The sequence below is a fragment of the Arthrobacter sp. UYEF36 genome, assembly GCF_040547025.1.
Classification (GTDB): Bacteria; Actinomycetota; Actinomycetes; order Actinomycetales; family Micrococcaceae; genus Arthrobacter.
In genome coordinates this window covers 211,573-223,890 of the sequence record NZ_JBEPOX010000004.1, presented here as the reverse complement: position 1 = coordinate 223,890, position 12,318 = coordinate 211,573, and the positions used below count along the sequence as shown (strand labels likewise).

Here is a 12,318-nt window from a genome sequence, read left to right as displayed (position 1 = left end):
GGTGGGCAGTGGACGCCGGCAGGGGAAGGCCCGGTGGCGGGGAAATACTGGAAGGCAAACGCTGGAGGGGTGAGGCCGCCCCGCTCAGCGCCGGCGGGTGCTCTTGCGCTCTGTCAGTTTGGTTTCCAGCATGCGAACGCGCCCTGACCGGCTACCGGCTGGGAGATGGTGCTCAAACCCCAGGAACCAGCTCACGGAACCGGTGCTTCCGCCGGCCAGCCGGGAGGCTGCCGGGGAGGCCTTAACGGAGACGTTCGGGAGAGTCCGGAGAGGGCGGCGACGTCTTGGTTGGTGACGCGCGGCGTCTTGGCCTGCAGCACAGGGCTCAGCCCTTTCTTCCCCCTGAAGTAGTGGGCCGTGAACATGGCCAACGGTTGAGTGTAAGCGCTTACAAAATTGGCGCGCAAGTGGATAAATGAAGAAAGGCCGTTTGGCCCTGTTACACAGGAGCCCCGCGTACTAAGTTGCGTCCTGCGTCCGGCCGTCCGGGCGCAGCACGTAGTGGCGCAGGAATGCACTGACGTCCACCAGTTCCGCCGCCGAGATCGAGTGGCCCATTCCTGGGTAGGTCCGCGCTGTGAGCTGGGTGTGTTCGTGGAGCCATGCCTCGGTGTGCTCCGTGGCGGCGTCGTTGATCACCAGGTCGTCCCGGTCCCGGCCCCAGAAGAAGGGCGGGCGCGCCTCGAACGATTCACTCATCGCCAGGAGTTCGTTTTCCAGGACAAAGCCGGACAGCCCGACGACGGCCCGGAACTGCCCCGGCCGCAGCCGCAGCAGGGTGGTGGCCATGGCCATGCCCTGCGAGTAGCCGAACAAGCTGACACTGCTGTGCTGGGCTTTGACGGATTCGATCCAGCTGAAGACGGCGTTGGTGGAGGAGATGACGTCGGCGAAGTCGTGGGTCAGGAAGTAGTCCAGCAGGAACCAGCCGTGGCCGTCCCCGATCTCCTTGGGACCACGCAGCGCGGCGCAGCTGAACCCGGACGGCAGGCTCTCAAAGAGCTTGACCATCCGGGATTCGTCCCGGCCATAGCCATGCAGCATCACCAGCAGCGGCGTGCCGGCACGTTCGTGTTCCGGCCTGGACCAGACGACTGTCTCCATCGGAACAGCCTAGCTTTCGGTGATCACCAGCGCGGTGCTGTGCCCGCCGAATCCGAAAGCGTTGGCGATCCCCGCCCTGGCCGGCTGTCCTGCCACGGTTTCGCGGAGGAGGTTGAGGTCGATGCCGTCGTCGGGCTGGTCCAGGTTGCCGGTGCCGGGGACTTCCCCGGACTTCAGGGCCTGGATCATCACGATGGCGCCGAGCGCGCCGGCCCCGCCGAGGAGGTGCCCGGTGAGGGATTTCGTGGAAGTGACGGGAACCTGGTTGCCGAGCACAGCCCGGATCGCTTCTGCTTCCAGGCGGTCGCCGACCGGTGTGGACGTCGCGTGGGCGTGGACGAGGCCGATGTCCCCGGCGCCAAGTCCGGCGGCCGCGATTGCCTTTTCCATTACCCGGCGCTGCATGGCCGGATCAGCAGCGACGATGTCGACGGCGTCGGACGTCACCGCGGTTCCGGCCACGACGCCCAGGATTTCCGCCCCGCGGGCCCGGGCGTGGTCCTCACGTTCCAGGACCAGGATCGCGGCGCCTTCGGCCATCACGAATCCGTCCCGGTCCCGGTCGAAGGGCCGCGATGCGGACTGCGGGTCCTCGTTGCGGGTGGACAGGGCACGGATCTGCGCGAAACCGCTGATGATCAGGCCATTGATGCAAGAATCCACGCCGCCCGCGATCACCACGTCCGCCGCCCCGGCCCGGATCATATCGGCGGCCTGGGAGATGGCTTCCGCACCGGAGGCGCAGGCGCTCACCGGAGTGCGCGCCCCTCCCTTGGCACCTACGTCGATGGAGACCCAGGCGGCAGGGGCGTTGGTCATGATCCGGGTGAGCGTATGCGGGGAAACCCGGCGCGGGCCGCTGGAATCCAGCGTCCGGGTCTGCTCAAGAGTGGTGTCCAGGCCGCCGTAGCCGGAACCGATCACCACCGCCAGGCGCTCCGGATCGGCCGCCGGGCGGCCGGCCTGCTCCCACGCTTCCCGGGCGGCAACCAGCGCCAAATGCCCGCACCGGTCCATCCTCTTGTATTCGGGGGTGGTGAGCAGCGAGGCGACGTCAACCTTCACCCGGCCGGCCATGCGGACGGGCAGCGCCTGCGCCCAGTCCTCGTCGAGCGCCGCAATTCCGGAGCGCCCGGCCAGCAGCGCCGCCCGCGTCTCGGCAGCAGTCCCGCCTACAGGGGTCACGGCGCCCAGTCCGGTAACAACGACTCTGGGGGAAGCTTCAGGCATGGGTACCGGCATTTCTGTGAGGCCCGCCCAAGGACCCGCGGGCAGTGCGGGGGCAGTGCGGCGGGACGGGTGTGGCGGGGGGCAAGCGGGGGTCGGCAGGAATGGTGGCTGCCGCGATCCACGCTTTAAGAGTACGTGCGATCCCCCGCCCCCTGCCGCCCCGGTTTCCTCCGCCGCGGACCCGGACCACCTCATCCCAACTCCGCGGCGCCGCTTGTCCGGAGCCGCCGCGGCAAGCACTGCCGCGGGAAAACTGACCGGAGTGGCGCCGCGCGGATCGTTGAAACAACACTTTCCGGGCTGTAGCCTGACGCTGGACAGCATGCTTAGCACTACCAATCCGTCCCACCGGACACAAGGAGCAAGTCATGAGAATCGGTTCCTCCATCTTCCTCATTGCCCTCGGCGCCATTCTGGCCTGGGCCATCACCCCCGGGCTGATCCCCAACGTTGACCAGACCATGATCGGCTACATCCTGATGGCTGTGGGTGTGATCGGACTGATCGCTTCCCTGGTCCTGGCCGCCCCGGGCCGCAGCCGCAGCCGCCGGGTCAGCGAAACCCGCTCCGTCGTCGACCCCAACACCGGCGAGACCATCACCCGCAATGAGAGCCGCGACGCCGGCCTCTAGCCCCAGGGCGCTACGTTGCACCACGGCGCGCCACCCGAACGACCCGGACGCCGGGCCGGACCTAAGGTCTGGCCCGGCGTCCGGCATTTCCGGCCACCCGCCCCGCCCCGCCCCGCCCCGCCCCGCCCGGCCCGCCCCACCGGACATGCCCCACTTGCGAGGCCGCCAGTGGACATAGTCCGAATATGCCCACTCCCCGGCACAAAGACTGGACATGTCCCCCGGCTAACCACCCCGAAACCCGGGCATGCCCAGCCTGCGGCGCCACGGACGGACATAATCCCTACCTGCCCACTCCCCGGCACAAAGACTGGACATGTCCCCCGGCTAACCAACCGGAAACCCGGGCATGCCCAGCCTGCGGCGCCACGGACGGACATAGTCCCTACCTGCCCACTCCCCGGCACTAAGACTGGACATGTCCCCCCGGGGAGGCGGGTGAAATTTCTGTGTTCATGTTGTTTTCCATTGACAAAGCCACAGATTCAAAGATAAAGTCAATCAACTCCACTACCTGTGATGACTATCACGGAAGTGGCGGGAAGGTCCGTAGTACTGACGCAAGGGAGAGCCAGTGTTCGCCGAAGAACGCCAACAGCTGATCGTCGGGCTCATTACGGCCAGCGGCCGCGCCAGCGTCACGGACCTTGCCGAGCGTTTCAGCATCACCACCGAAACTGTCCGCCGCGACCTGGCCTCCCTCGAAGCCGCCGGCAGTGTGCGCCGGGTCCACGGCGGCGCGGTGTCCCCGGACCGCTTCAGCACCAACGAGGAAAGCATCCTGGTCCGCACCGACCAGCGGCAGCCGGAAAAGACCCGGATTGCAGAGGCCGCCCTGGCGCTCATCCCGCTGGACCGCACCGGCAGCATCCTGATCGACGCCGGATCCACCACCGAGGCCCTCGCCGAACTCCTGGCCGCCCGGACGGCAGCAACCGCCGCCATCTCAGGGTCCGCCGCGGAACTCGTGGTCATCACCCACTCGCTGCCCGTCGCAACCAAGCTGTCCCGGGAACCCGGCATCGCCCTGCACCTGCTGGGCGGAAAGGTCCGCGGCATCACGCAGGCCGCCGTTGGCCAGTCCACTGTGGAAGCCGCCCGCCGGATCCGCCCGGACATCGCCTTCATCGGCACCAACGGCATCCACGCAGCCTTCGGGCTGAGCACTCCCGATCCTGAAGAAGCCGCTGTCAAGGCTGCCTTCGTCCAATCAGCCCGCCGCATTGTGGTGCTGGCTGATTCCTCCAAGCTGGATTCCGAAACCCTGGTCCAGTTCGCCTCGTTGAAAGATCTGGACACCTTGATCACTGACACGAAACCCAGCCAGGACCTGGCCGACGCCCTCGCGGACGCCGGAGTCGAGGTGGTGGTCGCATGATTGTCACCCTGACCGCCAACCCGAGCCTGGACCGCACCGTGGCACTGCCGGGCCCGTTGCTCCGCGGCGAAGTGCAGCGGGCCGTCTCCGTCCGGCAGGAATCCGGAGGCAAGGGAGTCAACGTCTCCCGCGCCCTCGTCGCCTCCGGCCTGACGACGGTCGCCGTCCTCCCCGGAGCCGAGGCGGACCCCGTCCTCGCCGGCCTCCGCGACGGCGACGTCCCGTTCGCGGCGCTCCCGATCGGCGAGCCGCTGCGCAGCAATGTGGCGCTCACCGAACCCGGCGGCGTCACCACCAAGATCAACGAACCCGGCCCGGTGCTGAGTGCGGACCAGCAGGAAGCCCTGATCGGGCTGCTCCTGGACCACGCCCGCGGAGCCAGTTGGGTTGTCCTGGCCGGATCGCTCCCACCCGGGGTTCCGGCCGACTTCTACGCCACCGTCACCCGGCGGCTGCGTTCCATGGATCACGGCAACGAGGCCCCCCTCATCGCCGTCGACTCCTCCGGCGAACCGCTCGCCGCCGCGATCTCCGGCGACGCGCTGGGGAAACCGGATCTCATCAAACCCAACGCCGAGGAACTGGTGGAACTGGCTGCCGCAGCCGGGTTCGCCACGCACAAGTCCGCCGAGGAACTCGAAGCAGACCCGGAGGCTGCCGCAGTGGCCGCTTCCGCCGTCGTGCGATCCGGGGTGGGGGCCGTGCTTGCAACGCTCGGCTCCAAGGGTGCGGTGCTTGTGACGGCCGACGGCGCGTGGCTCGCCACGCACCCGCCGGTTACTGCGGTGAGTACTGTCGGCGCCGGTGATTCCTCACTGGCCGGCTACCTGCTCGCCTCCAGCCAGGGCGCCGCCCCGGCCGATTGCCTCCGACAGGCTGTGGCACATGGTGCCGCCGCCGCTTCGCTGCCGGGCTCCACAGTCCCGGCAGTCCACCAAACCACCCCTGATGCCGTAACCATCACGGCCCTCCGGAAGGATTGACAGTGACTCAGCTCATTACGACCGAACTGGTCGAGCTCGACCAGAACCTGGGCAGCTCGCCCGAGGACGTGATCCGGCACCTGGCAGGCAAAGTTGCAGCCAACGGACGCGCCACCGAAGTTGAAGGCCTCTTCGCCGACGCCTTCGCCCGGGAACAGAAGACCGCCACCGGCGTCCCCGGCGGCATCGCCATCCCGCACTGCCGTTCGACGGCGGTCACCCAGCCGACGCTGGCCATGGCCCGGCTCTCCCAGCCGGTCGACTTCGGCGCCAAGGACGGCCCCGCGGACCTGATCTTCTTCATCGCGGCCCCGGAAGGCGCGGACCAGGAGCACCTCAAACTGCTCTCCAAGCTGGCCCGCTCATTGATTAAGAAGGACTTCACCGCTTCCCTGCGTGCCGCGGGCTCCGAGGCCGAGGTCGTCGAGCTCGTCGAAGGCGCCCTCGCGGACAAGCCCGCCGCCGCAGCCCCGGCTGCCGGCGCAACGGCCGCCGGTTCAACCACCGAGCCTGCGACCTCGGGGGCACCCCGCCCCAAGCGCCTCGTCGCTGTCACCGCCTGCCCCACCGGCATCGCCCACACCTACATGGCCGCCGATTCGCTCGTGGCCGCGGCCAAGGAAGCCGGCATCGACCTGCAGGTGGAGACCCAGGGGTCCTCCGGCGCCAAGGCACTGGATCCGGCCGTGATCGCCGCGGCCGACGCCGTGATCTTCGCCGTGGACGTGGACGTGCGCGGCAAGGAGCGCTTCGCCGGCATGCCCGTCATCAACGCCCCGGTCAAGCGCGGAATCGACGAGCCGGAGAAGATGGTCCGGGAGGCCCTCGCTGCCGCGGACAACCCGAACGCCCGCCGTGTCCCGCACTATGGTGCCGAGGAACAGGCCCAGCAGGAGGCCGAGGAAAAGGGCGAGCATATCGGCACGAAGCTGAAGAAGGCCCTCCTCACGGGTGTCAGCTACATGATCCCGTTCGTGGCAGGCGGCGGTCTGCTGATCGCCCTCGGCTTCCTGGTGGGCGGCTATGACATCACCGGCTTCGCGGACAAGATCCTGGCGGAGAACACCATCGGCAATCTGCCGACTGAGTACCCGGAACTGGCCTGGGGCCCGCTGGGCGCCTACCTCGGCGCGGTGCTCTTCAAGATCGGCGCCTTGTCCCTGGGCTTCCTCGTCCCGGCACTGGCCGGCTACATCGCTTTCGCCTTGGCTGACCGGCCGGGCATCGCGCCGGGCTTCGTCGCTGGCGCCGTTGCCGGGTTCATGGGCGCAGGCTTCCTCGGCGGCATTGTGGGCGGCCTGCTGGCAGGCTACGTGGCACATGCCATCGGCCAGATCAGCGTTCCCCGCTGGCTGCGCGGCCTGATGCCGGTGGTCATTATTCCGCTGGTGGCATCCCTCGTTGCGTCCGGACTGATGTTCCTGGTCCTGGGCGGGCCGATCGCCGCGATCACCGTGGGCCTCAACGACTGGCTGTCCAGCCTCACCGGCGCCAGCGCCATTGCCCTAGGCGTTATCCTCGGCCTGATGATGTGCTTCGACCTCGGCGGACCGGTCAACAAGGTTGCCTACGCCTTCGCCGTCGCCGGCCTCGGCGCAGCAACAATCGACAACCAGGCACCGTGGCAGATCATGGCGGCCGTTATGGCCGCCGGCATGGTCCCGCCGCTGGCCATGGCCCTCGCCTCCACCGTGCTGAACAAGCGCCTCTTCAGCCTGGCGGAGCAGGAAAACGGCAAAGCCGCCTGGCTGCTGGGAGCCTCCTTCATCTCTGAAGGCGCCATCCCCTTCGCCGCAGCCGACCCGCTGCGCGTCATCCCCGCCAGCATGCTCGGCGGCGCCGTGACGGGTGCCATCTCGATGGCAGCCGGGGTGGGATCGAAGGCCCCGCACGGCGGCATCTTCGTCTTCTTCGCCATCGACAACTTCCTGATGTTCGTCGTCGCCATCGCGGTCGGCACCGTCGTCACGGCCTTCGCCGTCATCGGGCTCAAGCGCTGGGCAGTCAAGAAGCCGGTTGATACGGTGGAACAGGTTCCCGTAGCCGCCTGAGCCGTCCAGGAAACCTTCCTAGCTGACATTCCCCAAGCTAAAACCAAGGAGCAAAAATGACCGAACGTAACGCCACCATTGCCAGCCGCGTAGGGCTGCACGCCCGCCCGGCCGCCATCTTTGCCGAGGCTGCAGGCGAGTTCGATCTCGAAATCACCATCGCGCGGCTGGGCGAACCCGTAGACGAGGCCATGGATGCCGCCAGCATCCTTTCCCTCATGAGCCTGGGTGCGTCCCACGGCGAGGTCGTGGTTCTGCGCGCCGAGGGCGACGGCGCTGACGCCGCCCTGGAACGCCTGGTCCAGATCCTCGAAACGGACCACGACGCCGAATAGCGTCACCCACCGGCGGTACCGCCGCCGGAACGCAGAGGCCCGGCCGCACCCGAACAGGGTACGGCCGGGCCTCTGCGTTTCCGGGCTCCCCGGAAACCCCTCAGCAAACTTAGTAAAAGCTTGTCACGGCCCGGCGGCGCCGCTAGTTTGGAATCCGCGGCACCACTCACGGTGGCCTGCCGCAGGACGGTTCCCGGCCGAAGGAGGCAACCCCGTGGCAAGCGTGCAGGAAAGCATCCGCACCGACGTCGCCGGCGTCTGGCGCGAGTACCTCGCCCAGATCATGGAACAGACCCCCGACCGGATGATCGCCTGGGTCAGCACGGATAAGCCGCGCAACGCGGGAACCGTGAGCTTCGAATCGCTCGGCGCCGAACGCGCCAGGGTCAACGTGGAACTGGAATGGGAGCCCGAGGGACTCCTGGAAAAAGCCGGGTCGGCCGTCGGGGCGGACAGCCGGCAGATCACGGCGGATCTGGGCCGCTTCAAGGAGTTCATCGAATCCCGCGGGATTGAGACGGGCGAATGGCGATCCTCGGTCGCCCGGGGCGAAGTCGACGACGCCCCCGGCGGCTCTGACCACCAGCTGCCGGAGTAGCCATGCCAACGAAGAAGACCGCACCACGCGGCTCCGAAAGCCCCAGCATCAAGGACCCGGAACTCTACGAAGAGCTGCTGGAGGACGGCGCGTCGAAGCAGAAGGCCGCCCGCATCTCCAATGCCGCAGCCAAGAACGGCAGGTCAGCGGTGGGCCGCAGGGGCGGGAAGGCCGGCGACTACGAGGACTGGACCGTCCCGCAGCTCAAGGAACGCGCCAAGGAGATCGGTCTCAAGGGCTACTCGGCCAAGAAGAAAAGCGAGCTCATTTCCGCGCTCCGGAACTCCTGATCCCGGTGGCCACGTGCCGTCCAGCCGACCGCTCAGGCCTCTTTCCGCGCGCTCCGCACAGCCGTCTTAGGGGCGGCCGTCTTCGGCGCGGGCTTGGTTGCGGCCTTTGTCGCGGTCTTGGGCGCTGCCTTGGCCGCGGTCGTCTTCGTTGCGGTCCGGGAAGCCGTCTTCGGCGCGGTCTTCGGCGCGGTCTTGGCCGCGGTCGACTTGGCGGGTTCGTCCGCGTCAGCTGCCCCTCCCCCGCGCTTCTTCTCGAGGCTCCGTTTGAGTGCTTCCATCAGGTCAATCACCTCGCCACTGCCGGCCTCGGCAGCCGGGACACCAAACGTCTCCTCGGTGTCCAGGGATTCGCCCTTCTCCAGCTTCGCCTCGATGAGCTGGCGCAGCTGCAGCTGGTAGTCGTCGGTGAACTGGTCCGGTTCGAAGTCCGCCGCCATCGAATCGACCAGCGCCGCGGACATTTCACGCTCCTGGGCGGAGATGCGGATGGTTGTTTCGAGCGAGGGGAAGCTGGCCTCCCGCACCTCGTCGGCCCACAGCAGGGACTGCAGCACCAGCACGTCACCGCGGATCCGCAGGGCTCCCAGCCGGGTCTTGTCCCGCAAAGCGAACTGGACGATTGCCACCCGGTCGGTGTCCTCGAGCGCCCGGCGCAGCAGGACATAGGCCTTGGGCGACTTGGAGTCCGGCTCAAGGTAATAGCTCTTTTCGAACATCATCGGGTCGAGCTGCTCGGCCGGCACAAACTGCACCACGTCGATCTCGTGGCTGTTCTCGGCCGGAATGGACTTGAGCTCCTCGCGGCTGAGGACCACCGTGCGGCCGTCGTCCTCGTAGGCCTTGTCGATGTCCTCGTAGTCCACGATCTTGCTGCAGACCTCACAGCGGCGCTGGTAGCGGATCCGTCCGCCGTCGGCATTGTGGACCTGGTGCAGGCTGATGTCATGGTCCTCCGTTGCGCTGTAGACCTTGACGGGCACGTTGACCAGCCCGAACGCGATCGCGCCTTTCCAGATGGCTCTCATGGATCAAGTGAACATCACAGTTGCGTGGAGGTGAAGCCCCTTGGCTGAACGGACACCGGCCAACACCAGGGAGCGGGTCCGGGTGGGGGGCCGCGAACTGGTGGTCACCAACCTGGACAAGGTCATGTATCCGGAGACCGGCACCACCAAGGCCGATGTGCTGGCCTACTACGCCGCGGTGGCGCCGGTCCTGATCCCGGCCGCTGCGAACCGCCCGGCCACCCGGAAACGCTGGGTGCACGGCGTCGGGACGGCCGAGGCTCCCGGCGAGATGTTTTTCCAGAAGAACCTGGACCATTCGACGCCGGGATGGGTACCGCGGGCCTCCATCACGCACAAGGAACGGACCATCCAGTACCCGCTGGTCAACGACCCGGCCACGCTGGCCTGGCTCGCGCAAATCGCGGCCCTGGAGATCCACGTGCCGCAGTGGCGCGTCGACTCGCACGGGGACGCCTTGCCGCCGGACCGGCTGGTGCTGGACCTGGATCCCGGCGAGGGGGCGGGGCTGGCCGAGTGCGTCGAGGTCGCCAAGCTTGCCCGCACCATCCTGCAGGACGTGGGCCTGGATCCTGTGCCCGTGACCAGCGGCAGCAAGGGCATCCACCTGTACGCTGCCCTCGACGGCACGCAGAGCTCCGAACAGATCTCCGAGTTCGCCCACGAACTGGCACGGTCGCTGGAAGCCGACCACCCGGAGCTGGCCGTGAGCGACATGAAGAAGACCCTGCGCACCGGCAAGGTCCTGGTGGACTGGAGCCAGAACAGCGCCGCAAAAACCACTATCGTCCCCTATTCCCTGCGCGGGCGGCTCCGGCCCACCGTGGCGGCGCCCCGGACCTGGCGCGAACTCAGCTCGCCGTCCCTCCACCAGCTCGACTACCAGGAGGTCCTGCAGCGGGTGAAGTCCGGCAAGGATCCTTTCGCGACCATCTCCGGCAGGGGGCAGCCGGGGGCCCGGCCGGACGGCCGTCCGGGCGCCGCCGCCGGGGAATCACCCGGCGACGGCGGCGCCACCGACCCGCGGCTGGAGAGCTACCGTGCCAAACGGGACGCGGCCATAACGCCGGAGCCGTTTACGGCGGAAAGGCACCGTACGGAGACTGGCAGCGCGGAGACGGACAGCGGCACCCTCCGGGAGAAATTCGTCATCCAGGAACACCACGCCAGCCGGCTGCACTATGACTTCAGGCTGGAGCGCGACGGCGTGCTGGTCTCCTGGGCGCTGCCCAAGGGTGTCCCCACCAGCAAGACCAAAAACCACCTGGCAGTCCAGACCGAAGACCACCCGATGGACTACGCGGGCTTCGAAGGCACCATTCCCAAGGGCCAGTACGGCGCCGGAACGATCAGCATCTGGGACCACGGCTACTACGAGTGCGAGAAGTGGATTGCCGGAAAAGAGGTCATCGCCACCCTCACCGGCCAGGACGACGGCGGTCTGGGCGGCGCCCGCCGGTTCGCCCTGATCCACACCGGCCGGGGCGACGACCAGTGGCTCATCCACCTGATGGACCCGCCGGGTGCAAAGAAGGGGCAGGCGCCGCCACCCGCGGAGAGAGAGACGGAGAGGGCGGAGACGGAGAGGGAGACGGCGTCGGAGACGGCGAAGGCGGCGTCGGGGCAGGATTCCGACGCCGTGGCGACCGAGAGTGAGCAGCCCGACGCCCCGGACCCTGCGGACTTTATGCCGATGCTTGCCAGCTCCGGAACCACCGCCGACCTGCCGGACAAGGACTGGCAGTTCGAGCTCAAATGGGACGGGGTGCGCGCCCTGGTCCTCGGGGACGCGAAGAAGATCCGCCTGATCAGCCGCAACGGCAACGACATGTCCGCCGCGTATCCGGAACTGACGGACCGTTCCTGCTGGCCGGAGCGGGATTTCATCGCCGACGGCGAGATCATCGCCGTCGGCCCCTCGGGGCGGCCCGACTTCGGGCTGTTGCAGGGGCGGATGAAACTCACCAAGGCCGCCGACGTCGTGAAGGCACAGTCGGCCACGCCCGTGCGGCTGATGTTGTTCGACCTCCTGTCGGAGAATGGCACGGACCTGCGCCGTCTCCCGCTCCACAAGCGCAGGGACCGGCTGGAGTCGTTCTTCACCACGTCCGGCTGCCCGGTGGAGCTCTCCCAGCTGATCGACGGCGATGTCCGGCACATCCTGGAAAGCGCAGAGGAGCTGGGTCTGGAGGGCGTGATGGCCAAGCGTGTGGACGGCCGCTACGTCGGGCAGCGCAGCAGGTCCTGGCTCAAGCTCAAGTTCGAGCGCACCCAGGAGGTGGTGGTCGGCGGCTGGAGGCCGGGCAAAGGCGAGCGCGGGCAATCCGTCGGCTCACTTCTGTTGGGGATCCCGGCCGGTTCCAGGCTGCGCTACGTCGGACGCGTCGGCAGCGGATTCAGCGCCCGGGAACTCAAGGAACTGCGCCAGCAGCTCGATGCCATGCCCCGGAAGACCTCTCCGTTCGAGGAGGTGCCGGCGGCCGACGCCTCGGATGCGCACTGGGTGAGCGCCAAGCTCGTCGGAGAGGTCACCTATGGGGAATGGACCGGCAGCGGAAAGCTCCGGCACCCGGTGTGGCGCGGCTGGCGGCTGGATAAGAATCCGGAGGACGTGGTAATGGAGCCGGACTGACGGCGGTGAGCAGGCAGTGAAAAGCCCGGGCGGCCGTTTCAGGCCATCCCGGGCTCCCGG

General features: G+C 67.9%; 11 protein-coding genes. 8 read left to right on the top strand and 3 right to left on the bottom strand.

Features of this window, described 5'->3' with window-relative positions; translation table 11 throughout:
* Positions 1-459: 459 nt before the first annotated feature.
* Entirely contained in the window at positions 460-1,104 is a 645-nt protein-coding gene (locus ABIB29_RS08880; protein ID WP_354171949.1) for an alpha/beta hydrolase, read from the bottom strand.
* Positions 1,105-1,113: 9 nt separating this feature from the next.
* Positions 1,114-2,334: a beta-ketoacyl-[acyl-carrier-protein] synthase family protein gene (locus ABIB29_RS08875; RefSeq protein ID WP_354171947.1), complete on the bottom strand. Its 1,221-nt coding sequence runs from the start codon at positions 2,332-2,334 to the stop codon at positions 1,114-1,116.
* Positions 2,335-2,702: 368 nt separating this feature from the next.
* Here ABIB29_RS08875 and ABIB29_RS08870 point away from each other — a divergent pair, with 368 nt between their 5' ends.
* From ABIB29_RS08870 to ABIB29_RS08840, 7 genes are all read left to right on the top strand, one after another.
* Entirely contained in the window at positions 2,703-2,966 is a 264-nt protein-coding gene (locus ABIB29_RS08870; RefSeq protein ID WP_354171945.1) for a DUF6458 family protein, read from the top strand.
* Between the two features lie 574 nt (positions 2,967-3,540).
* A complete protein-coding gene (locus ABIB29_RS08865; RefSeq protein ID WP_354171944.1) occupies positions 3,541-4,344 on the top strand; it encodes a DeoR/GlpR family DNA-binding transcription regulator in 804 nt (267 codons plus the stop codon).
* The gene (locus tag ABIB29_RS08860) at positions 4,341-5,327 is read left to right on the top strand and encodes a 1-phosphofructokinase family hexose kinase (protein WP_354171942.1); all 987 of its coding nucleotides are present in this window, start codon (positions 4,341-4,343) and stop codon (positions 5,325-5,327) included. Before ABIB29_RS08865 ends, ABIB29_RS08860 begins: the two co-directional genes overlap by 4 nt.
* Positions 5,328-5,329: 2 nt before the next feature.
* Positions 5,330-7,378 (top strand): PTS fructose transporter subunit IIABC, encoded by a 2,049-nt coding sequence (locus ABIB29_RS08855; RefSeq protein ID WP_354171940.1) that lies wholly within the window; start codon positions 5,330-5,332, stop codon positions 7,376-7,378.
* A 56-nt stretch (positions 7,379-7,434) separates the two neighbouring features.
* Positions 7,435-7,713, top strand: coding sequence for an HPr family phosphocarrier protein (locus tag ABIB29_RS08850; protein WP_056428072.1), 279 nt, complete (start codon positions 7,435-7,437; stop codon positions 7,711-7,713).
* A gap of 214 nt (positions 7,714-7,927) precedes the next feature.
* On the top strand, positions 7,928-8,311 hold the full coding sequence (locus ABIB29_RS08845) for an SRPBCC family protein (protein ID WP_354171938.1): 384 nt from the start codon (positions 7,928-7,930) through the stop codon (positions 8,309-8,311).
* A 2-nt stretch (positions 8,312-8,313) separates the two neighbouring features.
* Positions 8,314-8,601 carry a DUF7218 family protein gene (locus ABIB29_RS08840; protein WP_354171936.1) on the top strand — a complete coding sequence of 96 codons (288 nt, stop codon included), beginning with the start codon at positions 8,314-8,316 and terminating at the stop codon, positions 8,599-8,601.
* Positions 8,602-8,633: 32 nt separating this feature from the next.
* On the opposite strand, the gene ku is transcribed toward ABIB29_RS08840, so the two are convergent.
* On the bottom strand, positions 8,634-9,626 hold the full coding sequence (gene ku / locus ABIB29_RS08835) for a non-homologous end joining protein Ku (protein WP_354171935.1): 993 nt from the start codon (positions 9,624-9,626) through the stop codon (positions 8,634-8,636).
* An 82-nt stretch (positions 9,627-9,708) separates the two neighbouring features.
* On the opposite strand from ku, the gene ABIB29_RS08830 reads away from it, so the two are divergent.
* Positions 9,709-12,258 carry an ATP-dependent DNA ligase gene (locus ABIB29_RS08830; protein ID WP_502915585.1) on the top strand — a complete coding sequence of 850 codons (2,550 nt, stop codon included), beginning with the start codon at positions 9,709-9,711 and terminating at the stop codon, positions 12,256-12,258.
* Positions 12,259-12,318: the final 60 nt, after the last annotated feature.

What these genes read in the sequence shown, in the direction of transcription:
- ABIB29_RS08880 (WP_354171949.1), bottom strand. Translation starts at nt 1,104, where the DNA reads ATGGAGACAGTCGTCTGGTCCAGGCCGGAACACGAACGTGCCGGCACG.
- ABIB29_RS08875 (WP_354171947.1), bottom strand. Translation starts at nt 2,334, where the DNA reads ATGCCTGAAGCTTCCCCCAGAGTCGTTGTTACCGGACTGGGCGCCGTG.
- ABIB29_RS08870 (WP_354171945.1), top strand. Translation starts at nt 2,703, where the DNA reads ATGAGAATCGGTTCCTCCATCTTCCTCATTGCCCTCGGCGCCATTCTG.
- ABIB29_RS08860 (WP_354171942.1), top strand. Translation starts at nt 4,341, where the DNA reads ATGATTGTCACCCTGACCGCCAACCCGAGCCTGGACCGCACCGTGGCA.
- ABIB29_RS08850 (WP_056428072.1), top strand. Translation starts at nt 7,435, where the DNA reads ATGACCGAACGTAACGCCACCATTGCCAGCCGCGTAGGGCTGCACGCC.
- ABIB29_RS08840 (WP_354171936.1), top strand. Translation starts at nt 8,314, where the DNA reads ATGCCAACGAAGAAGACCGCACCACGCGGCTCCGAAAGCCCCAGCATC.
- ku (WP_354171935.1), bottom strand. Translation starts at nt 9,626, where the DNA reads ATGAGAGCCATCTGGAAAGGCGCGATCGCGTTCGGGCTGGTCAACGTG.